Annotated in this window: 13 protein-coding genes; 2 read left to right on the forward strand and 11 right to left on the reverse strand. The window is 63.5% G+C overall.

Annotated features, from left to right (window positions below; translation table 11 throughout):
- Positions 1-16: 16 nt before the first annotated feature.
- Together NE547_RS06665 and NE547_RS06670 are read left to right on the forward strand one after the other, a co-directional pair.
- The gene (locus tag NE547_RS06665; RefSeq protein ID WP_256175096.1) at positions 17-12,394 is read left to right on the forward strand and encodes an S-layer homology domain-containing protein; all 12,378 of its coding nucleotides are present in this window, start codon (positions 17-19) and stop codon (positions 12,392-12,394) included.
- 80 nt (positions 12,395-12,474) lie between these two features.
- The gene (locus NE547_RS06670; protein ID WP_256175098.1) at positions 12,475-14,097 is read left to right on the forward strand and encodes a S8 family serine peptidase; all 1,623 of its coding nucleotides are present in this window, start codon (positions 12,475-12,477) and stop codon (positions 14,095-14,097) included.
- 140 nt (positions 14,098-14,237) lie between these two features.
- Here the strand turns inward: NE547_RS06670 and NE547_RS06675 are convergent, their stop codons facing one another.
- The 11 genes from NE547_RS06675 to arcC form a co-directional block, all read right to left on the reverse strand.
- Positions 14,238-15,962, reverse strand: coding sequence for an ATP-binding protein (locus NE547_RS06675; protein ID WP_256175100.1), 1,725 nt, complete (start codon positions 15,960-15,962; stop codon positions 14,238-14,240).
- Between the two features lie 79 nt (positions 15,963-16,041).
- Entirely contained in the window at positions 16,042-16,710 is a 669-nt protein-coding gene (locus NE547_RS06680) for a response regulator transcription factor (RefSeq protein ID WP_186906935.1), read from the reverse strand.
- Between the two features lie 48 nt (positions 16,711-16,758).
- A complete protein-coding gene (gene phoU, locus NE547_RS06685) occupies positions 16,759-17,403 on the reverse strand; it encodes a phosphate signaling complex protein PhoU (RefSeq protein WP_256175103.1) in 645 nt (214 codons plus the stop codon).
- A 10-nt stretch (positions 17,404-17,413) separates the two neighbouring features.
- Positions 17,414-18,172 (reverse strand): phosphate ABC transporter ATP-binding protein PstB, encoded by a 759-nt coding sequence (gene pstB / locus NE547_RS06690; protein WP_186906933.1) that lies wholly within the window; start codon positions 18,170-18,172, stop codon positions 17,414-17,416.
- 10 nt (positions 18,173-18,182) lie between these two features.
- Entirely contained in the window at positions 18,183-19,049 is an 867-nt protein-coding gene (pstA, locus tag NE547_RS06695; RefSeq protein ID WP_186906932.1) for a phosphate ABC transporter permease PstA, read from the reverse strand.
- Positions 19,050-19,056: 7 nt separating this feature from the next.
- The gene (gene pstC, locus NE547_RS06700; RefSeq protein WP_186906931.1) at positions 19,057-19,929 is read right to left on the reverse strand and encodes a phosphate ABC transporter permease subunit PstC; all 873 of its coding nucleotides are present in this window, start codon (positions 19,927-19,929) and stop codon (positions 19,057-19,059) included.
- A gap of 108 nt (positions 19,930-20,037) precedes the next feature.
- Positions 20,038-20,931 (reverse strand): phosphate ABC transporter substrate-binding protein, encoded by an 894-nt coding sequence (locus NE547_RS06705; protein WP_186906930.1) that lies wholly within the window; start codon positions 20,929-20,931, stop codon positions 20,038-20,040.
- A gap of 433 nt (positions 20,932-21,364) precedes the next feature.
- Positions 21,365-22,015 (reverse strand): HAD-IA family hydrolase, encoded by a 651-nt coding sequence (locus tag NE547_RS06710; RefSeq protein ID WP_256175107.1) that lies wholly within the window; start codon positions 22,013-22,015, stop codon positions 21,365-21,367.
- Positions 21,990-22,568 (reverse strand): sugar O-acetyltransferase, encoded by a 579-nt coding sequence (locus NE547_RS06715; RefSeq protein WP_256175109.1) that lies wholly within the window; start codon positions 22,566-22,568, stop codon positions 21,990-21,992. Before NE547_RS06715 ends, NE547_RS06710 begins: the two co-directional genes overlap by 26 nt.
- Positions 22,561-23,931 (reverse strand): RNA polymerase factor sigma-54, encoded by a 1,371-nt coding sequence (gene rpoN / locus NE547_RS06720; protein ID WP_186906927.1) that lies wholly within the window; start codon positions 23,929-23,931, stop codon positions 22,561-22,563. The genes NE547_RS06715 and rpoN overlap by 8 nt, the downstream gene beginning before the upstream one ends.
- A 184-nt stretch (positions 23,932-24,115) precedes the next feature.
- Positions 24,116-25,057 carry a carbamate kinase gene (gene arcC, locus NE547_RS06725; protein ID WP_256175112.1) on the reverse strand — a complete coding sequence of 314 codons (942 nt, stop codon included), beginning with the start codon at positions 25,055-25,057 and terminating at the stop codon, positions 24,116-24,118.
- Positions 25,058-25,128: the final 71 nt, after the last annotated feature.

Genomic DNA, 25,128 nt, shown 5'->3' on the forward strand with positions numbered 1-25,128 from the left:
TGGAAGGAGGAACACAATGAGCGGGAAAAAAGGAAGCGGTGTGTGCAGGCGTCTGCTCTGTGCGGCGCTGACGGTGCTGATGCTCTTTGAGGCATCCGGCTCCGCGCTGGCCTATCTGGTGACGGGGGAGGGGAGCGCACCCACGTCCGTTGTCTACACGGATACGAACGGGAACACCCAGCCGGTGGACGAGAGCTGGGAGGAAACGTTCCCCTATGGCGCGTTTGCCTTTGAGACGTCCGGACTGGCCCTTTCGGAGGGGGAGAGCGGCGTCATCAAGGTCTACCGCCTGGGCGGGACCACGGGCCGGGCGACGGCCTATCTCACCTATGAGCCCGTTTTGCTCCAGGATGAGAACGGCGGGGCGGTGTACGACTATGCCGTCAGCGCCAACGATGTGGCCATCCAAGTGGAGGAGCCGCTGCCCCGCGCCCGGTATGACGCGGTGGGGATGCCGCCCGCGCCGGAGACGGGGGACGCGGCGGTGCGGGCGGTGCCCGACGAGCTGGGGTATTCCCTCCGGCTGTCCGAGACGGCGCAGAGCTATCAGTGGCAGATCCTCTCAGACGGCGCGTGGAAGGACATCCAGGACGCCGCCGGGGCGGAGGTCCCGGCGGACGCGGAGTTCATCGACAGCGGCAGCTACGATTACCGCTGCATCTACACGCTGGGCGGGGTGGAATACTGCTCGGTGTCCCTGCGCGGGACGGTCTATGAAAAGCCGGAGGAGGAAGTGCTGGCGCAGCGCCCGGAGGGCCTGGAGCTCAACGCCGAGCCGGTCTATACCCCGCTGGATCTGCTGGGCGAGGGGGAGGACCCCTATAACGGCTGGGCCTTCGAGCTGATCTTTGCCGACGGCGAGTGGGTCAAGGAGATCCATCTGGACGCGCTGACCGACCAGCTGCCGGAGGCCCAGGAGGCGGCGGCCTTCACCATCCGGGACTGTGAGGGCGGACAGGTGCTGGAAAGCGCCAATACCCTTCTGTTCCGCATTGAGGACGCCAACGATCCCGAGCCCAGCACGCTTGGCTTTACCGTCTCCGAGGTCACCGTAGACCAGGCGGACGGGACCGCCCAGGTCATGATCGAGCGGGTGGGCGGCGCACAGCGCCCGGTGTCTGTGGAGTATACCACGGTGGACGCGACCGCCCTGGCCGGACGGGATTACGCCCAGACCAGCGGTAAGCTGATGTTCTATGCCGGGGTAACGCGTCTGCCGGTAACGGTGGAACTCATCGACGACGGCGCGGCGTCCATGGAGCCGGTGTCGTTTGAAATCGTGCTTTCCGAGCTGCTGGGCGACGACAGCTGCCGATTCGCCCAGGATACGGTGCGGGTGGAGCTGATCAACTCCGGCCGGGGCGGCGCGGCCAATCTGGCCACCCAGCTCTATGACCCGGAGGCCGTGGATGTGTCCGGCGCCGTGGCCGAACGCGACGGCGCGGCCAACGCCGGAAGCGGGCGCGTCACCGGGGCGCAGGTGGCGGCGGAAGAGCCGGAGCCGGTCTATTCCACCCTGGTAGACGACGGCGCCCAGGGGGATATCTCCCTCCAGGCCTATGCCCCCTCCCTGAAGAAGATCGTCTTCGCAAACCCGCAGAGCGCCTGGACGGGCACGGCGGAAGCGGCGCAGAAGAGCTATTGGGGCATTGGAACCAATACCGACGGCGCCGCCGTACTCTACGGCGCCGGGGATACGGCCAAGAAGATCGGCAAGGATTATGACGGATCGGTAGATGTAACCATCGACAAGGGCGTCGCCCTGGCCAGCCGGAAGGACGCCGACGCGGTTTTGAAGTCGGCCGGGTGGGAGGCCCTGGGCGGCGCGCGGGAGATCGCGGGACAGCTGTTCAGCGGCTACCGCGCCGAGATCCTGACCCGGATGGGCCATGACACCTCTTATTTGGACGGGTTTACCTATAAATATTCCTATACGGAGCCCCGCCTCTGGCTCATGCAGGGCAGCACAAGTCTGGTGGACAATCCGCGCTATGTCAAGCGCTTCGGCTCGGGGCCGCTGAACAAGAGCTGGACGATCCGGGCTTCGGACGACGGCAGCAATTACTATAATCCCTTTTCCGGTACCTACAGCGGCGGCATGGGCTTTACGGGAAGCCTGAGCCTGGGCATGTCCCTGTGGTATGCCTCTTACGACAGCCACCAGCACGACGAGCTGAACGACGCGAGTATGGTCTGGTTGAAAAGCATGAGCCTGACCCGCCGCGTTTTTGCGGGCGACGCCTTCAAGACCGAGGTGTCCACGCCCAACGACAGCAATACCGCGCCGGCAAACTGCGCCGTGCTCACCGAGTCCAATTACAGCGGCTTCCAGCCCAAGGTGGAGATCGTCGGCGGCAAGGGCGGCGTGAACGGCTCCAACCAGCTTTATGTGGGCTCCACCGTCAAGATCACCGCCGGGACCGCCCCCGCGGGGTACTATGTCTCCAATGTGGTGGTCTATCAGAGCACAGACGGCGGAAGCACCTGGAAGACCTTCGGCAAGTTCGGCGCCGGCAGCTACGACGCGGCCGAAAAATCCTACACCTTCAAGCTGGCGGGCTCCGCCAGCGCGCCGCTGAATGACGGCGATCTCAGGGCCCAGTACAAGTTCCGGGTGTGTTACTCCCGCAGCAGCACCATTACGGTGGACTTTGAGAAGTCGGTGCCCCGCAGGGAAAACAGCCTGACCCAGATCGACACCGACAAGATCAACTATCCCCTCAACGGCTACTACGACGGCAGTACTTACGGCAGCGACCACGGCTTTACCTATGGCGTATCGGCTGCGATCACTTATGGCTACAGCACCTTCAACAGCAGCACGGGGGATTTCGGCACCGCCTGCACGGAGACGACGCTGGCCAAGCCTACCGCGCTGTCGGGGGCTGCGGAGTGGTCCTTTGACGCCACCAACATCCAGTGGGTCTGCTTCAATCTGTCCTCCAGGGATCTGCTGCTCATCAACGGCACCGCCTACGCGGGCAACGCCAAGATCTATTTGCAGGAAGCCGATTTCGCGGGCGGATTGAGCGTATTGTATTACCACGAGGACTACCGGACGGCCCAGAGCGCCATGAAGACGGCCATCTCCTGGATGGCGGTCTACTGGGACGCCAACGGAAACGGCAAGATCGACGGCTATTACAACGAGACCAACTCCAGTTTCGTCCTGACTGCGGTGGACGGCGTCCGGGATGAATTCTGCGCCTACGTCACCGGGGGTTCGGCCAACGAGACCCAGTTTGCGCCCAAGAAAAACGCCAACGGGGATTACTGCCAGTATTTTATCAAGGCCTGCTATACCATGACGCCCCGCAGCCTGGTGGTGCCGGAGGGAGCCAGCGAGAGCGAGCGGGCCCAGATCCTGCCCGCCCTCGTGACGGCGGTCAACCCGGACAGCGCCGCCTATTCCCGGCTGACGCCGGAGCAGCGGGCTTACCGCTATCTGGTCAGCGGCCTGACCCGGCAGAATTCCAGCGCAGCCGAGACCCGCTCCGCCGACGGACACCTCAAGTATGGAGCGGCGGCCAACGCCCGGAGCACCCTGGACATTCCTCTGGGCGGCGACGTTTCGCCTGCCACCCTGGCGGAGGGCGCTGCGGCGTATACCTGGAATCCGGTCTTCCGGGGGAACATGCTCTATCCCTTTGCCGCTCCGGAGCCCATCACCGTGGAAAACAGCATCGCCGGGCCTACCCCGGTGACGCAGCAGTATACCATTGAGCGGGACGAGGAGGGGATCATTACCGGCTATGCCTACACGGAGGAAGGGCTCAAGCGCATGAACGGCTACCTGAGCTCCTTTACCGGGACCACCACGTTCGCCCTGGTCACCCAGGAGCAGCGCTATTCCACGGCGGATATCCTGGCGGGCGTGCAGTCCGGCGTAAAGCTGGGCGGAGGGGCGGCCGGCACGGATGACGACACCCTGTACGTGCAGGATGCCGCGGACTATTCCGTCCGGCCGGACAGCGTTACCCTGGGCGGGTACTCCACCACACCCGACGCAGAGTACCTCAAGCAGATGCAGGATGAATCCTCGCCCAACTCCGACGTGGATATGGACGACTCCGGCAGCGAAATGAGCGAGTTCAACGTGGACCTGGGCATCAATCTGGGCTCCATGGAGCTGGCGGTCACCGACTATGTGACCATCCTGCTGGATGAAAACAAGGTGGGCTTTGCCGTGGGGCTGCCCCTGGGCGAAACAGGGGACGAGAGCAAGGGCTTTGCGGATAAGAATAAGGACAACTGGACGCAGTTCGGCGACTTCTTCAAGAAGGGGAACTTCGGCGGGGACGAGAGTTATAAAAAAGCCGCTACGGAGCATACCCGGAAGAAAAATGCGGACGCGGCGGCGGCGGCAGCCTCTCCCAATCCCTCGTCCCCGCCGCAGCCCAACCCGTACGACAAGACCCAGTTCAAGTCCAAGAGCTTCAGCGTGGGCTTTGCGGTGGGCCTGGCCTTCCTGTTTGAATACAATCCGCTGGACAACGGATATTATTTTGAGGGGATGACCGTATCCTTCAGCGTTTCGCTCACCTTCCGCATCCAGGCGCGGCTGACGGTGTGCCCCATCGTCTATTTCTACTTCCAGTTCGACGGCTCCATCGAGATCGCCACCGGGCTGGGGGTCATCCGGGATTCTGTGGAGATAACTCCGGCGGTGCTGGACGCCAAATCGGCCGCCAACTATGAAAAACAGATCAGCCTGACCTATATGGCGCGGCCCTCTGCCGGAGCGGTCATCACGCAGGCGGCCTACGAGAAACTGACGGCGGCGGGAAAGCTGCTCTACAAGGCGGCCGATCTGGCAGGCTACTACTACAGCGCCGCCTATCCGGCGTTTGCGGACGCCAAGGCGGTCTATCTGGAGACGGGGGATTACTTCCTGACGGGCGAGCAGTACGGCGTGCTTACCGACACGGAAAAGGAGAATTACGAGTGGACCGTCAGCGGCGCATACAACAAGAGCCATTACCGCAGCTACAGCGCGGCGCTGGAGGCCTACAACGCGGCCGCCGCATACTCCTTTGAAACGGGGTACAAGGCGTTCAACGTCCGCTTCTCCGGCAAATTGGCGGTGGACGTTTACACCAAGCAGGACGGCGCCTGGAAACCCGCCCCGGAGGGCTCCGGCTATATCAGCGGCTTTATCAGCTCCGACGGGAAGGCGGACACCCAGGTGGTGCTGAAAAAGCAGGACGGCATGACCCTGGCCGAGACGGTCAAGGTGGTGCTGCGGCCGCTGGACTACGATACGCAGACCACCCTCGACAAGACCACCATCTCTTACATCGCCCAGATCCAGGACATCCGCAACGAGGTGTACTGGAAGGGCATCAGCATCTCGCCCTCCATCGGCCTGGAGGTGGGCGCGGGCGTGGGCGTGGAACTGCTGAAGGTGGAGCTTTACGCCAAACTGGGCCTGGAGGCCACGTTCCTGCTGGGGGTATACAACACCAATTACGACCCTTATGACATGGACGCGGGCAACGATGAAAAGTATGCGCCCGCCTCGGTGGAGAGCTTTGGATTCTCCATCGGGATTGGACTGCGGGTGGTGCTGTTGGCCTTTACCTTTGAGCTGGACGCGGCCACCTACTGTGTGGATTATGACGGAGCGGACTGGGAGACCGGCTGGCATTTCCTCAATGACTGGGTACAGGACGCATCGGAGGACGGCTTCCTGGGGGTCACCATCCGCCCGCCCCAGAGCACCGAACAGAAGCTTTACGCGCCGGAGGACAACGCTGAGCCCGAACTGGGCACCCTGGCTTACGACCCAACCGACGAGACCGTGCCGTTCCAGCTTTCCGGCTACGGCAGCAGCGTGGACGCGGCCAACCTGAGCACCGCTGTGCTCCCCGGCGGGGATTACAAGGTGATCCGCGCGGGCGAGCGGGACTTTATCGTCTATACCGTCTCCCGGAGCGAAGCCGGTATCGCCGGGGAGGATGTCCCGCAGCTGGTCATGAGCGAGCTCAAGCGGGTCAACACGGCGGCGGACGGCCAGACGCCCACATACAAATACGGCTTGGCCAACCCGACTGGAGCATCCGGAGCGGGCGTGCCGCTGTATCTCGTGCTGGACCCTGACGGCACCGGCGACCTGGACTTCGACGTCTGGGTAGAGGAAGGGAGCGACGGCACGAGCGGCGCCGCCGCCTACACCATCCACAGCACATGGGTGAGCTATGCCTCCGCCGCGCAGACGGAGCCCACTAAGCCCGGCTCGACCCCTTACGGCGGTATGAACGCGGACAACTATAAGACCATACCGGCGCCGTCCGCGCCCGCAGAGAGCGCCTACTACACGGCGACCGGCGTGACCTATACTACGGAGGAGTACGGCCAGCTGCCCCAGGAGGAACAGGCGCTGTGCAAGGAAACCGGTTCGGGCACCTGGACGAAATATACCCTCGCGGAGGGCTATGCCACGCTTGCGGCGGCGGAGAGCGCCTATCAGGCCGCGCAGAGCGCCTATGCGGCGGACCGGGACTCCTATCAGGCATGGCATGCCTACTACCTGTCCCTGGACAGCTACAACGCCTACCTCCAGGACCGGCTGAAGAGCGCGGCGCAGAACACCGTCCTCAAGGCCGCCGAATGGAGCTATACCAGCACGCCCTATTCCGGTGAGGGCGAGGGCGCGCCGGAGATCCGAAATGACGCGGCCTTCCATCCGGCCGAGATCCTGGGGGGCGACGGCGCGGGAGGCAGCGTGGGCTATGTGTTCGCACCCGCCTCCAACGGCAGCGGCAGCGCGGTGTTCTTCGGCAGCACGCTGACGCAGGATGCGTCCGGCGAGGCGTACGATCGGTACGTCCAGTTCCTGACGGACAGCGGGATGGCGGACACCGACTACGCCGACTACCTGAAGAGCACAAAAAAATCCACGCTGGACGTGCTGGGTACCCGGTCCAACCTGAACCTGGCCTGCCAGAGCGGCGGCGTATGGAAGGTATCCTCCATGGCGCTGGCCGAGGGACAGACGCTGGGCAACGTGGAGTTCACCCAGCTGGACGACGGCGCGTACTACCTGGCCTACACCACCCGGCAGGACGCCTACGAGGGCAGCGGCAAAAACGCGGATCATCTTACGGTGGAGCGGCTCTTCCTGCGCAAGGTCACGGCCTCCGGCGATACGGTCGAGTGGGGCACGCCGTACCTGCTGCGCATGACGCGGGATTACGACCAAGACAGCGGTAAGGACGGAATCTATACCGCCGCCGGGGCCTTTACCGCCTATGAGAGTCCCTATTTCTCCAACCTGAGCTTCCTGACCGCGGCGGTCGACAGCGATATGCTGACCGGAACGGAAGAATCCTTCTCCACGATGGCGGTGCAGGAGCATACCTTCCTGCTCTTTGAAATGAACGGGGCCACCTATCTCATTTTGGATGACAGCCTGAAGAGCATCACCGCATCCCAGACGGGCGCCATCCACCCCTTCTTTACCGGCGCGAAGCACGCGGACGGGGCGCAGGAGGCCTCCGGCAAGCTGGAGGTCACCATTGGCGCGGATGCCAAGGGCAACCTGTTTGCCGTCTATGTGGGGAGCGTGCCCAACACCACCAACAACGCCCTGTATCTGTCCGCATATGATCCGGCCACCAATACCTGGGGCGACGGGGTCATGCTGGCCATGCGCAACATGGACACCTATGAGGCGTCCCTCCGGTACGACTGGGGCAGCCTTACCGCTCAGGCGGCCTATCTGGGCCTTGCGGGAGAAGGCGGAGGCCTGCTGACCGACGCGGACGTGCGCAGCCTCTACGGTGAGGACGCGGACAACGTGCTGGCCAATCTGAAGGCCTACCCCGACGATCTGGGCGACAAGAACAACCTGACCTTCTCCAACGTACAGGCCGTGCAGGGCGCTGCGGGCGAGCTGCTGGTGCTCACGCAGGGGACGCTGGCCGAATTGGGCGTCGTCTCCTATACAAACGGCGCCGAGACCGCGTACATGGTCATGCCGGAGTATGCAGACGGCGGCATGAGCAGCTCCCTGGGCATGTATGCCGTGAGCTACGGAAAAGGCAGCCAGAATCTGGGCGAGGGGAAGCTTGCGTTCGGCCACACGGACTTCAGCGTGGGCAGCCGGCTCTATGTGAGCCTGAGTGCGGTCAACACCGGTGACACGGCCTTCCGGGGCAGCCCGGCGCAGCCCATCACCGCCACCCTGACCGCCGATGGTCAGGCGTTGGCCAGCTGGAAGATCGAAAGCAACATCCGCTCGGGACAGACCCTGGTCCTGGACGGCGACTGCGCCGCGCTGGAACGCGACCTGCCGGAGGGGACAACGTTCACCCTTACCCTGCAGGAGTACGAGGGGGCGGGCTACGAAGACCCCGCCAGCGTATCCGTCGACCTGTTCACGGTGGAGCAATACCCGGACCTGGGCGTGGAGGATCTGACGGTCACAGTCGCAAATGTTTCGGCAGACGGCAGCACGACCACGCTGAACGTGGAGTTCGTGGCTGCCAACCGGGGTTCCGGCAAGGCGGAGGGCGTCTATGCCCAGTTTACCTATGCCGACGCAACGGATGAAAACGGCGAGGCCACCTACGCGGTGCTCCCCCTCACGGGCAGCGACCTGACCGTCGACCAGGCCAGAAGGCTGGAGACCCTGGCGGCGGACGAAAACGGGGACGCCAATCTGGCGCAGGGGATCCTTTATCTCTACAACGCCGCGGACGGCAACAACGACCTGGAGGCCGGATACGGCAGGCGGGTCAGCGGCACCATCACAGTGCCTTCCAAGGCCTTCGCGGCGGGAGAGTCCGGCTACCTGAAGCTGAAGATCGAGCTGTTCACCGGTTCCGACCGGATTACCGGCCTGGACGCGGGCGTGGTCAACGCCGTACACGACGAGTACTACGCCGCCAATAACGCGCAGACGGTCGACCTGCAGGCAGTTACCCGCTATACCGCGGCTCCTTCCGTGGTCATCCCCATGGGGACCACCACGCTGGTGCCCGTGACCGCGGTTAGCGCCCGGGGGACCCGGCCCGCCCTCAGCGTCACGGAGATTGACGATGCCACAGACGGACCAAACATCGGCATACTCAATTTCCGGCAGAGCACGGCCGCAGGCGGAAGCGTCTCCGGCGTGTTGTCCATCACGCCCTCCAGGCCGGGCACCGGCGTCATCCATCTCTATGACGCGGATACGGAAAGCCGGGTCGCCGTGGCCTTTACCGTCACGGAGGCTGCCGAGGGCATCGATATCTTCAACGACAACGGCGCGTTCACCTTCTACAACGCCGACGGTACGCCCTACGATGCGGAAGCGGTCGGGAACCAGTCCTGGGCGTTCAACAGCGCCCCCGGCTGGGGCACGGGCGGGAGCGCGGAGATCCCCCTGCGCAGCAACCTGTCTATCGGCGAGCAGGGCGCATCCTTCACCTTCCGTACCGTGGCCGAGTCCATCGACCTTTATTTCCAGGGCTCGATCGAGGTGAGCAGCAAGGACTATCCCAACTATCAGGGCGACGCCTGTACCAACGCCACCGGCGGATCGACGCCCACGAAGATCACGCTCGGCTCGAACGACGACAACACGGCGTATACCGTGACCGTCAAGATCACCAGCACCACCGCAAGCTTTGACCGGCTGGTGGAGCACTATTCCGGCGGCGTGGTGCCTACGCCGGACTATGACGGGACCAACCCGCTCTTCATCTGGAGCCGCAGCTTCCCCGCCACGGCTTCCATCACGGGCGGGGGCGCGGCGATCCCCCTGTCCCTTTACGTGCTGGACAACAACGGGCTGGACTATATCAGCATAAACGGCACCCGCTGCAACGCCGCCAGCGGCGCGGTAACGGAGCTGGGTGGGGACGGCCTGCTCTGGCGGTATGATTTCGGAGCCCTGGCCGCCAACGGGAACTACGACATCACGGCGGTGGATATCTCCGGAAACACCGTCAGCACCACCCTGATCGTGGATTGGTTCAACACGGCGGCTTCGGGCGACGAGACCACCGTGGCCGTACCGCGGTACGGTGCGGACTTCTATCTGGATGCGGCCAAGTGGGGTGGGACTCCCGTCGGTACGGGGGCCATCGAGAAACTGAACATCACCTTTACCGAGCAGAGCGGAAATGAAAAGGCCACTGGAAACACGCATGAAGTCTATTGCTTCGACGGCAGCAGTTTTGCGCCGATGACCGCCGAGGCCTCGAACGCGGCGATGTTCAAGGTCAGCGGAAACGGCATCTACTGGACCCGCACCGTAAACAGTGATAAGACCTGGAGCGCGCAAGTGCTGTACATGGGCCAGGTGGACGCAAATCTGCCGCAGGTGACGCTGGCCTTCAACCAGGCCGGCGGAGCGCTGGAGTGGAGCGCCTACAAGACCGGAAGCGCAGCTGCGCAGATCACGGATGTGGCCGTCAACGGCTATAAGGTGAACGCGCAGCCGGGCAAGAACCTCTACGGGACGCTGGAGATCGCGTACAACGGTACCTACACCATCACGGCGGAGGATGCGGGCGGAAACCGGAACAGCATTGGATATACCGTAGACGCCCTCAAGCTGGACCTTGCCGGGTGCTCCGCCGCCTCCACCGGCGCCTGGAACCAGGCCCGGAACAACGGCAGAGTGGAAGCAGACTTGAGCGGGGCCGTCGGCGCCTCCTATCACGGGGAGGATTCCAACGAGGCACAAAACGACTATCATGCCCGCTACCAGACGGCGCTGGTCCCCGGCGGCTATGACCTGAACGGACTGGCGGAGGACACGGAACTGGTCTGGACGCCGGTGAACAAGGGCAACGCGTTCCGGTGCGTCTACGAAGGCCTGACCCCCGGCGCGTACCTGCTGGTGGTACGGGACGCGGCAGACCCGGCAAATGTGAGCAGTCTGCCGGTGAGCGTGGCGGACGACGCCATTACGGTGCGGGCTGCCACCCTGAATGCATCCAGCAGCTCCGCATCGGACGGACAGGTGCTGGCCACCGCGGCAGGCGGCAACACGGAAAGCTTTGAGTTTGCCATCCTGGCCGCACCCGGCTACAAGGGCAGCACGCCCGGCATCGCAGACTTCCTCGCGCTGGACACAGCGCAGAGCACCCAGGATGACATCGTCTGGAGCCTGGCCGACGACCCGGCGGTCAATCAGCGGGCCAAGACCTTTACAGGCCTCAAGGCGGGGCAGTATCTGGTGGCGGTGCGCGGCGTCTATGGCGCCACGCAGGCACAGCTCGCGACGCTGGTTGCCGACCGGAAGACGCTGAACGACGCCAAACAGGCGCTGGCAGAGGCGAAGAACCCGGCTGCGGAGGAGCTGGAACGGCTGAAGGCCGCCGTAGAAGCCGCACAGGCCGGATATGACGGCGCGGTACAGACGGTCCAGAATGCTTCGGCGGCGGCTTACGAAGGCGCGGGCGGCTATTGGGACGGGGCGGACGTGATCGTGGTGACCGTCGTTGACAACAGCATCTTCGGCGGCTCCTCCAGCGCGGGCAGCCGCAGCAACCTGCGCGGGGTCAGCGCGGACGGCAACGGCTCGGCGGTGTATACCATCAAGTCGTCCAAAGCGGACCTGACCCGTGCGGACAGCCAAAGCATCGTGGAGGCTAACCAGACCAGCAATGTGGTGCTCAAGGGCGGCGGCCTGGCCGTTTATATCCCCAGGGGCACGCTGGAGGAAGGCTTCGACGTGAACCGCCTGATCGTAAAGCCGGATGAGGCAAAAAGCGGCATGGTGGTGCAGTATACCGACCTGGGCGGCACGGCGGTCATCCTGCCGTGGTGCCTGGTTTCGGACGGCGCCGCGCAGTATATCACCGCGGGCGCGGGAGACTACGAGCTGGTGATGGGCAGCGCCGATTTCAAGGATACCGATTGGCTTTGGGGCGCTGAGTCCATCGGCTTTACCGCCCGCAGGGAGCTGTTCACAGGTACGGGCGAGGGTCTGTTCTCTCCCAACCTGCCCATGACCCGGGCCATGTTCGTTACCGTGCTCTGGCGCATGGCGGGCAGCCCGGCGGCGGAGGGCGGGCTGACCTTCACCGATCTGAAGGGCGAGTGGTACCGCCAGGCGGTACGGTGGGCCGTTGCAAACGGTATCGCGGACGGCTACAGCGCCGAGCGCTTCGGACCGGACGACCCGGTCAGCCGGGAGCAGATGTGCGTGTTCCTGTGCCGTTTCCTGGAGCACCTGGGCTGGACGCTGGACCGGGAGTTCTCCGGCGCGGCGTTCGCCGATGGCGCGGGCATCAGCACCTGGGCGGCGGACTGCGTGGATATCTGCACCCGGGCCGGCCTGGTCCAGGGCGTCGGCGGGAACGCCTTTGCACCGAAGCAGAGCGCAAGCCGCATGGAGGTGAGCACGCTGCTGACCCGCTTTGTGACAAAACTGGTTGAAAAATACTGCGGCGTATGAGAGAATAAGAACTGCGGGGACCGCCTTGCGGTCCCCGCAGGCGCGTTCCGGACGCAAAATGGAAAGGAGGCACATGGCGGATGAGACGGCTGGGCTATCGGGCGCTTGCGCTCCTGACGGTAGCGTCCGTCCTGCTGCTGTCCCCCGGACGGGCGGCGGAGCAGCCGGAGACGGAGTTCGACGGATACCTGGTGCGCCTGAGCGATCCGAGGGAATGGAACGGCCCTGTGCTTCTGAGCGCAGGCACCTGTGAAGAAGTAAGCGACGGACTGTATCGGGTGGAGGATCTGGAGACGGCCCAGGCAATGGACCAGCTGGGCATGGCGGAGTACTACGAGCCCAATTACCGCCTGGAGCTGCTGGAGAGCGGAAGCTATATGCCCGCTCAGTGGAACCTGCTCACGGTCCATGCCCAGACCGCCTGGGAGCATACCGACGGGCAGGGCGCGTACGATATGCGCGGTACGGGAGTCACGGTGGCGGTGATCGACTCCGGAGTGTACCGGGAACATCCGGATTTCAAGCAGGAGCATATCCTGGATTACTACGATCTTGCGGGCACCGACGACGGGGTGGACGTCTGGCACGGCACCTTTGTGGCAGGCGTTATCGCGGCCCAGGTGAACAACGCCCTGGGGGTGGACGGGGTAGCCCCGGATGTGACGATTCTGCCTATTTGTGTGACGAAAAACGGGGGTTCGGATACCGCCCTGCTGATCCAGGCCATCGATTACGCCGTCAAACAGGGCGTGGATGTGATCAACCTCAGCATCGGGGGGAAGTACGGAAACGAAAGCCTGAAAAAGGCCTGTCAGGATGCGGTGGATGCCGGAATTCTCGTCATCGCCGCCGCGGGAAATTATAAGTCCGGCGAGACAAAGAGCAGCGCCTGTTACATGTACCCCGCCTCCTACGACGGCGTAGTGAGCGTGTCCGCCTGCAAGCAGGACGGGGAAACGGTGAGCTTTGATTCCAGCTACTCCTACTTTAACGACAGGGTCACGGTGGCCGCGCCGGGTACGGGCGTACAGTCTCTCTATCTGGATGGGGGTACGGCGACCAAACAGGGCACTTCCTTTGCCGCGCCGGTGGTCACGGCCATGGCCGCCATGGCCAAGCAGCGCAGCCGGGCGATCGCCCCGGAGACGTTTGCAGCGCTGCTCTGCGGCAGCGCTGTCGATCTGGGCGAGGCGGGCTACGACCTGTACTATGGTTTTGGACTGGCGGACATCGCAGCCTTCGCCGGGGCGCTGGACCGAAGCTATTCCGTCACCTATCGCCTGGGCGCGGAGGATGCGGCGTTTGCGCCGGGCGCGCAGGTTCCCCGGGCGTATGCCCTGGGGCCGGAGGATATCCCCCTGCCGGAGCCGGTCCGGCCGGGGTACCGCTTTTTGGGCTGGTACGAGACGGAGGACGCTTCCGGTACGCCTGTTGGGGAGCTCCCGGCCGGCTGTGTGGGGGACAAGACCTATTATGCGGCATGGAGCGATGTCTCCACCCGCTATTTCGCACAGTATGCTTCCGATGGGCGGCTGCTGGCGGTAGAACAGCTGCCGCAGGGGACAGACCGCATTGCGGACGTGGAGGTGGAGATCCGGGACGGGGCCGTGCTGGGCAGCCTGTTCTGGGTGGATGAGACCGGCGCGCCGCTGAGAGAAGCCGAATACGCGTTACTGAACGGGACCCCTACGCCGGAGTCCTGAACCCCCCGCGAAACTGTCGAAAAAGCGGCTGAACGCTGCCAGGCGGGCGATGACGATCCTGTTTTGACAAGCGGGACCCCGCGCCGTATCCCTTCGGGGGTGCGGCGCGGGGTCCCGTTCTGTCTGCGGTGACGTGTGGTCTATTCTGCAAGCGGTAGGGTAATGGTGAACACAGAGCCCTTGCCGACGGTGCTGGAGAGCGTGACCCGGCCGCCATAGAGCTGGACGATATGCTTGACGATGGCCAGCCCCAGGCCGGTACCGCCGTTTTTGCGGGCGCGGCCCTTATCGACCCGGTAAAAACGCTCAAAGACGCGATTTTTGGCCTCATCGGGAATGCCGATGCCGGTATCGGACACACAGATCACAGCCTGGCCGTCCCGGGCGGCGGCGTTCACCTCTACCCGGCCGCCGGGCTCGTTGTACTTGAGGCCGTTTTCCATCAGGTTGAGCAGCAGCTCCTTCAAACGGCCCTGCGGCACGGCCACAGAGGCGGCGCTGCCGGATACGTTCAGCGTTACGCCGGCCTTTTGCGCGGCGGGGGCGAGAAGCGCGGCGGTCTCCCGGGCTACGCTCAGAACGTCGGAATGCTCCTCGCATTGGGCAATGGCGACCGACTCCAGCTCGGAGAGCTTGAGAATGTCGTTGATCAGATCGATCAGCCGGTCGACCTCCACACCGATCATGGTGATAAAACGCTTTTGATCCTCCGGAGAGGCCACCATACCGGTGGAGAGCATGTCGGTAAAGCCTTTGATGGAGGTCAACGGAGTTTTGAGCTCATGAGAGACGTTGGCGGTAAATTCGCTGCGGATGCCTTCCGCTTTTTTCAGCTCGGTCACGTCGGAGATCAGGATGGACGTGCCCACCCGCTGGCCCTCATACTGGCGGCCGGAGACGGGTGAGATGAACATGCGCAGGCTGCGGGCCTGTTCGGTGAGGGCGTCCACATCCAGCACCACGCCGCTGTGCCGCTGCTTGGATTCGGCAATGGCTTCCCGCAGGCGGCGGGAACGGGTGAGCAGCAGAGCGCCGTCCTCTTCCCCCTCCGGAATGCCGAACAGGGAACGGGCCGCGCGGTTGATGGCCAATACGCTGCCGCCCTCGTCCAGCAGGATCAGACCCTCGCCCATGCAGTCCAGGATGAGTCCCACCTTGTCCCGCTCGGCGGTGATGGACTGAATGTAACCGCCCAGCCGCTCCATGAGCTTGTCGATATAGCGCAGGATGGGCCGCAGCTCGTCGTCGGCCTGGAATTCCTCCAGGACCGGGGTCTGGGTGCCGTCCAGAACGCCCTGCAGGGCGCCGCCCACGGCGTTGAGGGGCTCCAGGACCTTGTTGGCCGTGCGCCGGGACAGGATCAGGGTCAGCAGCACGCCCGCCGCGGAGGCCAGCAGAAAGCCCCATACGCTGCTCAGGGCCAGGCTGTTGATGGAGGACAGGGGCATGGAGGCACGGCCCACCATACCGTCGGCAAAACGCTTGGCCACATAGAACATGTCGGTGCCCAGCGTGTCCGAGCGGCGGGTAGCCTCCCCCCAGCCGGTGGAGGAGGCCAGTTCCACCTCGGGCCGCGTACCGTGGTCGTCCAACAGCGCCGGGTCGGCCTCCGTATCGGCCAGTACCGTACCGTCCGTGTCGATGATGGTCAGGCGTTTTTCCGGGGCGGCCTGCAGGAACTGGGCGACCACACCCTCCGGGTCGGTGATGGCGCTTTGGGCGTCCATGAGGATCAGCAGTTCCCGGAGATTTTCCCGGGCGGCCTCCACCTCCCGGCTGCGGAACATGAGCACCCCCACGAGATTGGAGATGAGCAGGGCGCACACCACGGTAAGCAGCGTAGCCCCGATGATACGTTTTTTCATTGGCAGGACCTCCGGAAATAGGAGTGGGGGACGGCGGGCTGGGCGGGCCGGCCCTGTGAGGGGATGGGAAAGGGCGTTCTCAGCTCATTTTATAGCCCACGCCCCGGACGGTGGTGATCACGTCCTCCCCCAGCTTTTGGCGCAGGGCTTTGACGTGCATATCCACGGTGCGGGTCTCGCCGGTGTAATCGTAGTCCCAGACGGCCTGAAGGATCTCGTCCCGGGTGAGGGCCACGCCCTGGCGGGTGCACAGCAGGCGCAGAAGCTCGAATTCCTTAAAGGTCAGTTCCACCAAAACGCCGCTCTTGCGCACCTCGCGGGCGGCAGGATCGATCTCCAGGTCGCCGCAGGTCAGGATTTGATCGCCCTTCCGCTGGGTGCGGCGAAGCACCGCTTTGACCCGTGCCTGAAGCTCCATGATGCCGAAGGGCTTGACCACATAGTCGTCCGCGCCCGCCTCGAGGCCGGAGACACGGTCCATCTCAGCGGTGCGGGCGGTGAGCATGATGACCGGGATGTCGCCGGTGTCCCGGCCTGAGCGCAGGCGGCGCAGGATCTCCAGACCGTCCATGCCGGGAAGCATGATATCCAGGATGTACAGGGCGGGCAGGCTTTCGCCCTCTTCCTCCTGGAAGAGGGCCTCCCCCGACTCATAGGAGCGCACGGCATAGCCCACCGACTGGAAATAGTAGCGCAGCATCTCGCGGATGCTCTCGTCATCCTCCACCACCACGATGGCTTTGGGCATGTGATCACCTTCCGTTTTGTTTGCTTGTGCAGGGGCGGCGCCCCTGCGTTATCCGACCAGCGCGCCGGTGACGCAGAAAATGGCCCACTGGGCAATGTTTACCGCGTGGTCCGCAATGCGCTCCAGATACTTGGCGATGATAATGAGATCAATGGCCTGGTCGGCCGCCTCGCGGTTTTCCACGATCAGCTCCACCAGCTCTCCCTTGATGGTGCGGAAGAGCTCGTCGATCTCATCGTCCAGGGCGATGACCGCGCGGGCGGCTTCATCGTCCCGGTTGACGTAGGCAAAAATGGAGCGCTTGACCATGACGGAGGCCTTCTGGCTCATGGTGCGGATATCCAGAAGGGTACGGTCCTGCTTCTGCTGCTGAAGCAGCAGGGAGATCTCCGCGATGTTGGCGCACTGGTCGCCGATGCGCTGCAGGTCGGTGACCATTTTCAGGGCCGCCGAGATCGTGCGCAGATCCCGGGCCACCGGCTGCTGCTGCAAAAGCAGCCGCAGACAGCGGTTTTCGATGTCCCGCTCCATCTGATCCATACTCCTGGTCATCTCGATCGCCGCCTTGGCGGCGGCGTCGTCGCTGGAAGAGAGCGACTCCGTCACCACGTCGATGGCGTCCTCGGCGGCGGCGGACATGTTGATCATTTCGTAGTTGAGCTCCTGGAGCTCCGCGTCAAAGGTCTTTCTCATGGTTGCCTCCTTATCCGAACCGCCCGGTAATATAATCCTCCGTGCGCTTGTCTTTGGGCATGGAGAACAGTTGGGTGGTCTCGCCGAACTCGATCAGCTCACCCAGCAGGAAAAACGCGCATTGATCGGAGATACGGGTGGCCTGCTGCATATTGTGGGTGACGATGACGATGGTATAGTCCTGTTTCAGGTCCGCGATCAGGTCCTCGATTTTGGAGGTGGAGATGGGGTCCAGAGCGCTGGTGGCCTCGTCCATCAGCAGGATATCGGGTTCCACGGCCAGCGCGCGGGCAATGCAGATGCGCTGCTGCTGGCCGCCGGAGAGGCCCAGTGCGGACTTTTTCAGACGGTCCTTCACCTCGTCCCAGATGGCGGCGCCGCGGAGCGAGTTTTCCACGATATCGTCCAGCTTGCTTTTGTTCTTGACGCCGTGGGTGCGGGGGCCGTAGGCGATATTGTCGTAGATGCTCATGGGAAAAGGATTGGGCTTTTGGAAGACCATGCCGATCTGCTTGCGCAGCCAGGTCACATCCAGGCTGGAGTCATAGACCTCCCGGCCGCGGTACTTGACGCTGCCGGTGATGCGCACGCCGGGCACCAGGTCGTTCATCCGGTCCAGCGTTTTCAGAAAGGTGGATTTGCCGCAGCCGGAAGGACCGATGAGGGAGGTGACCTTTTTTTCCGGGATATCGATGGATACGTCCTTCAAGGCGTGGGTAGGACCGTAATAGAGATTGAGCCCCTGGGCGGAGAGAATGGTATCGTCCATGGCGGCCTCCTTACTTTTTCTTTAGCTTCTTGCCCACCAGTTTGGCGGTCAGATTGATGACCAGGGTGAGCAGCATCAAAATGGCGGCGATGGCGAAAGCCACGTCAAATTCCGCGCGCTCTTTGGCGTACACATACAGTGCCACCGTCAGGGTAGCGCCGGAGCTGTGGAGGAAGTTGCCCCAGGAGGCGAAGAAATGGTTCAGGGACATGCCCATACCGGCGGTAAACAGAAGAGCGGCGGATTCCCCCACGATACGGCCCACCGCCAGGATGCAGCCGGTGACGATGCCGTCCACCGAGGAGGGGAGCACGATGGTGCGGATCATATGCCACTTGCCGGCGCCAAGGCCCAGCGCGCCTTCCCGGTAGGACTGGGGGACGGTCTTCAGGCTCTCCTGGGTGGTGCGCACGATGGTGGGCAGCGTCATAATGACCAAGGTGAGCGCGCCGGCCAGCAGAGAGGATTGAAGCCCCAGGAACTGACAGAAGAAAAGCATGCCCACCAGGCCGTAAATAATGGAGGGGATGCCGGTAAGCGTCTCGGTGGCAAATTCGATGGCCGAGACCAGACGGCGGTTTTTGGCGTATTCCGTCAGGTAGATGGCGGCGCCCACGCCCAGGGGGAGGATGAAGATCAGGGTGAGGACCACGATATAGACCGTGTTGAGAATATTGGGCAGGATACCGATGGTATCCTTCAGGTAGCTGCTCTGGGTGGAGAGCAGGTTCCAGGTGATATGGGGCAGGCCGCGGTAGAAGATATAGCCGATCATGAAGACCAGCAGCGCGCAGGTGAGCCCTGCGCTGAGGTAGAGCAGCAGGCGCAGGGCGCGGTCATACAGGCGGCGCCTGCCGGACAGCGGCTTCCTTTCCATCAGTATATCACCCCTTCTTCCCTTTGAGAAGTGTATTCAGAATGACGTTGATCAGCATAATGAAGAGAAACAGCACCAGCGCGATGGAGAAGAGGGCCTGGCGCTGGAGTCCGGCGGAATAGGACATCTCGCTGGCCACGGCGGTGGTGAGGAACTTGACGCTTTTGAACAGAGAGGGCATATTGGCCACGTTTCCGGCGACCATGAGGATGGCCATGGCCTCTCCAATGGCGCGGCCGATGCCCAGCACCACCGAAGCGGCAATTCCGCTGGAGGCGGCCGGGACGGAGACCCGGAACACCGTTTCGATCCAGGTGGCGCCCAGGCCCAGGCTGGCCTCCTCATACTCGGGGGGCACCGCCTTGAGCGCGGTTTCCGACACGCTGATGATGGAAGGGAGGATCATGACGGCCAGCACGAGGATGGCGGCGAAGAGACTGGCGCCGTCGGGCAGATGGAACCACTCCCGCACCGCGGGGACCAGCACGATCATACCGACCAGACCGTAGACCACCGAGGGAATGCCCGCCAGCAGGTCCACCGCCGGGCGAACGACGGCGGTGAGCCTGGGCGGGGCCACCTTGGCCAGAAAGATCGCGCAGAAAAGCCCGATGGGAACGCCGATAAGGATAGCGCCCGCCGTGCCGTAGACGGAGGTGAGGATGAAGGGGAGGATGCCGAACTTGGGCTCGGCGGCGGTGGAGGCCCACTCCCGACCGAACAGGAACTCGACAAGGCCGATCTCCCGGATGGCGGGCAGGCCCGTGAGGACAAGGTATACGCTGATGAACAGGACAAAGGCGACGGCGATCAGGCCGCAGATCAGGAAGACGATGTTCATCGCGACTTCCAGCGCATTGCGCGCGCCCTTCGTTTTCATGGCAGATCCGCCTTTCCGGGTTTTAGAATGTATCAGAAGCCGTGGACAGCCCCGAACACGCCGACCGCACAAGGCGGGGGCGTGTTCGGGGGAGAGGGATTGGATGGGTTACTTCACAGGGGGCACAGCGCCGGCGGCGCGGATGATGTCGGCCACATCGCCGCTCATGGCGTAGTCCAGGAAGGCCTGGGTGGCGTCCGAGGGGGCGGCGCCGTCCTTGGTGACCATCACGAAGGGACGCTGGATGGCGTAGCTGCCGTCCTGCACGGTGGCCTCGCTGGCCTCCACGCCGTTGACCTTCACGGCCTTGACGGTGTCGTCCACGGCGGAGAGAGAGGCATAGCCGATGGCGTTGGGGTTGGAGGCTACGTTGGCGATCACATCGCCGGTGGAGGTGAGCTCGTTGGTGTAGACGCACTGGTCGGCCACGCCCACGATCTCTTCAAAAGCGCCGCGGGTGCCGGAGCCGGCTTCACGGCCGATGAAAGCCACGGGGCCGTCGGCGCCGCCCAGTTCAGACCAGTTGCTGATCGCGCCGGTGGCCAGCTTGGCGATGTCTTCGACGGTCAGGTCCTCCACCGTGTTGGCGGGGTTGACAATGATGGCCACGCCGTCCAGGGCGACGATATGGGCCACAGCGCCATTGGAAACTTCCTCGTCCTTCAGCGCGCGGCTGGAAAGGCCGATGTCGCAGGTGCCGTCCAGGATGCTCTGGATGCCGCTGCTGGAACCGGTGCCGCTGTAGCTGACGGTCACGCCGCTCTGGACGGAGCCGAAGGATTCGATCAGGGCGCCCATCACCTTTTCCATAGAGGTGGAGCCGTTGGTGTTCACAGTGCCGGACAGCGCGGCGGGCGCCTGAGTCTCGGGAGCACTGGTCTCAGGGGCGCTGGTCTCGGGAGCGGGGGTGCCGGCGGAGCCGCCGCCGCTGCCGCCGCAGCCGGCGAGCATACCGACGCAAAGAGCTGCGGAGAGCAGCAGAGCAAGGGTCTTCTTTTTCATTTTTTCGATCTCCAATCATGCATGTTTTATTGATTTCTCGGGAACAATGATCAGTATATCCGCCCATTGTAAAGTTGTCGCGCAAGGATTTGTAAAGTGTGTGTAAAGCGCCGCGGTAGTAGGATTGCCGGTTTTGCGCCGAAAAAAACGCCCATCCCGCTTTGTAAAGCGGGATGGGCGTTTCCGGCGGCCGAACAAGTGGCTTTGCCGCTTGTTTGAAGCAGCTGCGGCCTGCTGTGCGCACTCGCTGCCCGTCATAGGCGGGCAGCTCGCATACTTACGGGCTGAGCCGTGTTTTCACCGACGCACATGCCGCCGGGGAAAACAGGATTATGCTTGATCCGCGTCTGTACCCCAAGGGCATTTCCGCGCCTGCTCTGCAGGCTCGGGCATGGGCGCAAACGCTGCGGCGCGTTTCCAGCCTGGGATCGCCTCACAGACCAAGCCAATCCTTCAGGTCCATAAGGTCGGGGGCAATATGATCGCAGGGATAAGGCGCGAAGGCGGAAGCGGGCGTGGTGCCGTTGAGAACCGCGCAGAAATGGGCTCCGGAGCGCTGGGCGGCCTGTGCGTCGAGAATGGTGTCTCCGCAATAGAGCACCTGATCCGGCGTCAGGTTCAGAGCGGCCACGGCGGCCAGGATCCCCTCCGGGTCGGGCTTGGGCCGGGCGACCTGGTCGCCGCCGGTAACGGAGCAGAGCAGACGGACCACGTCCAGGTGCTCCAGCACTCTGCGCAGCGTGGAGCCTTTTTTGCTGCTGACCACGCCGGCGGGGATGCCCCGTTCCCGCAGGGCTTCCAGCAGCGCCCGTGCGCCGGGGAAAAGCTGCGTGGTGGAGATTTGGAGCGGGTTGGCCTTTTCCACGTAATACCGGCGGAACAGGGCCCGTTGGCCGGGGTCGCCGTCTCCGGTGAGAAGGGTGTAGCCGTCTTCCAGAATATAGCCCACCGTTGTCCGGACCGACTCCCGGTCCGGTTCGGCCAGTCCCATCCGGGCAAAGGCATACTGGAAGCCGGTCACGATCGCCTCGGTGGCGTCCCCGAGCGTATAATCAAAATCAAAAAGTACCGCTTGAAATTTCATGAGCTCCATCCAATCGTCTGATGATTTTGGCGGGATTGCCCGCCACCACGCAGTGATCCGGTACGTCGCGGGTGACCACCGCTCCGGAGGCCACCACCACGTTGCTGCCGATGGTCACGCCGGGATTGATGACCGCGTGACCGCCGATCCATACATCGTCCCCGATGGTGACGGGCCTGCCGTACTCCAGCCCCAGTCGGCGCTGGGCGCCCTCGATGGGGTGGGTGGCGGTATAGATGCCCACGTGGGGGCCCAGCATGCAGTCCCGGCCGAAGGTCACGGGGCACTCATCCAGGATGACGCAGCCCGCGTTGGCGTAAAAGCGCTCTCCCACGGAGATGTTGCAGCCATAGTCGCAGTGAAACCCCGTTTCGACCCAAAAGGACTGGCCGGTTCGCCCAAAGAGCGAGCGCAGCTGCGCTACGGCCGCCTCCCGGTCACGGGTGTGGTTGAAGTCGAACAGGACCTCCCGGCAGCGGTCGGCCGCGGCCTCGATCTCCGGGTCCGCGCAGGAAAAGGGTTTTCCGGAAAGCATATCGTCCCAGCTACTCATACTGCTTCCTCCCGGTCGTGCTGGGGATGTGCAGTTCATCCCGGTATTTGGCCACGGTACGGCGGGACAGAGCGCAGCCCTGCGCGCTCATCCGTTCGCACAGCTTTTGATCTGAGAGGGGCTTGCGTTTATCCTCCTCCGCGATGAGCTTTTTCAGCAGCGCCTTGGCCGCATCCGGGGAAGCGGCGTCGCCGCCGTGGAGAGTGGGGCCCAGGCTGCGGGAGAAAAAGTAGCTCAGGGGATACACGCCCATGGAGCACTGGATATACTTGTCCTTTACCGCGCGGCTCACCGTGGACTCGTGCACGCCGATGCGCTCGGCCACATCGGCCAGGGACAGGGGGACCAGATGGCCCGGACCCTTGCGGAAAAAGGCCTCCTGAAGATCCAGGATGCACTCGGCACAGGACATGAGGGTGCTGCGCCGCTGCTCGATGGCACGCACCATCCACTTGGCCTGCCGGACCTTGCCGCTCAGGTATTCCTTGACCTCGTTCTCGTCGCTCTCCTTCATCAGACGGGTATAGTAACTGCTGATGTTCAGCGTGGGGAAAAAGTAGTCGTTGGTCAAAAGCTCAAAGTGATCGGGAAAGCTGACCACGATGATGTCGGGATTGATGTAGGTCAGATTCTCCCGGGCGGCAAAGCCGGTGCCGGGGCGGGGATTCAGGGATCGGATCAGCTCGCAGGCCTCGCGGACTTCCTCCGGTCCCGCCTTCAGTTCCCGGGCGATGAGGCCGTAGCGGCTCTTGGAGAGCGCCTCCAGCTGGCTCTGGGCGATCTGCACCGCCAGGGCGTTTACCGGCGCGCGCCGCTCCAGCTGGAGACGCAGACACTCGGATAGGTCCCGCGCGCCCACGCCGGCGGGTTCCAGGGTCTGCACCACCCGCAGCGCCTGCTCCAGCAATGCCTCCGGCTGGCCCAGATCCGCGGCCAGGGAGGCCAGGTCCTCGTCCAGCCAGCCGCTCTGGTTCAGATTTTCCACCAGAAATTCCGCACAGGCCATGACGGGCGCATCCAGCTCCAGCACCCGGAGCTGGGAAAGAACGTAATAATAGAGATTCTCGTCGGAATCTTCCGTGGTGCCGTAGTTGTGCAGGGGGCTGTCTTCTTCCTCCGTATCCTGCTGATGATAGTAACGATTCTGAGGGTCTGTGGACTCCAGCCACTCCAACTTTCGACGCAGTATGGAGAACTCATCCTGCTTGTCATAGTTCTCCTCCGGTTCCAGCACGGGATTCTCCTGGACTGCCTCCTCGATGTACTCCAGCAGCTCCTGAGAGCCCATCTGGAGGACCTCCATGGACTGCATCATCTGCGGGGAGAGAGACTGGGTCTGCTTCTGCGACATGTTCAGCTCCAACGTGCTGCCCTCCCTTCCATTCGACAATTTCACTCAAGGGAGAGTATACCACGAAAAGGGGGGCGGATTCAACATTTGCCGGTGTAGAAAATGAGCCCGCCCCGAAAGGGCGGGCTTACGGCAGGCGTTGAACGATGGTTCTCCCGTTTCGCCGGGCGGCCAAATGGAAGGACCATCGTTTGAATTACTGCCGGATCACGGTGCCGGTCTTGCCTGCCACGCCGTCCTTCGCCTTTTCCAGCAGGGTAATGAGCGCGGAGCGGCCGGGGGCGGAACGGGCGAACTCCACCGCCGCCTGGACCTTGGGCAGCATGGAGCCGGGGGCGAAGTGGCCCTGGCCCATATAGACCTCGGCCTCTTCCGGGGTGAGCGTATCCAGCCATTTCTGATCAGGCTTGCCGAAGTTGATCGCCACCTTTTCCACGGCGGTGAGGATGATCAGGGTGTCGGCCTGCACCTGCTGGGCCAGCACACAGGAGGCAAAGTCCTTGTCAATGACGGCCGGCGCGCCCTTGAGATGATGCCCCTGCGTGGCGTAAACGGGAATACCGCCGCCGCCGCAGGCCACGACCACCAGACCGGCCGCCGCCATGTCCCGGATGGACTGGATCTCCACGATGGACTTGGGCTTGGGGGAGGCGACCACCCGGCGATAGCCCCGGCCGGCGTCCTCCATGACGGTGTAGCCCCGCTCGGCCACCATCCGGTCGGCCTCCTCCTTGGTCATAAAGGCGCCGATGGGCTTGGTGGGGTTCTGGAACGCCGGGTCGGAGCGATCCACCTCCACCTGGGTGAGCACCGTGGCCACTCCCTTTTGGATATCACGGTCCAGCAGCTCCTCCCGCAGAGCATTTTGCAGGTCGTAGCCGATGTAGCCCTGGCTCATGGCCACGCAGACCGACAGGGGGCAGGGGATGTACTTCTCGGGGTCGGAGCGGGTCAGCTCCTGCATGGCCTTCTGGATCATACCCACCTGGGGGCCGTTGCCGTGGGAGAGGATGACCTCGTGGCCTTCCTGGATCAGATCCGCGATGGCCTTGGCGGTCTGGCGTACCGCCGTCATCTGCTCCGGCAGATTGTTGCCCAGGGCGTTGCCGCCCAGAGCGATCACGATGCGCTTGCCCATGACAGAGACAACCTCCTTTGGTCGCTTGAAGGTGAAAGGGACGGCCCGCCCACAAAATGGATGCGGACGGG

Source organism: Flavonifractor sp. DFI.6.63 (assembly GCF_024462255.1).
GTDB lineage: Bacteria > Bacillota > Clostridia > Oscillospirales > Oscillospiraceae > Lawsonibacter_A > Lawsonibacter_A hominis.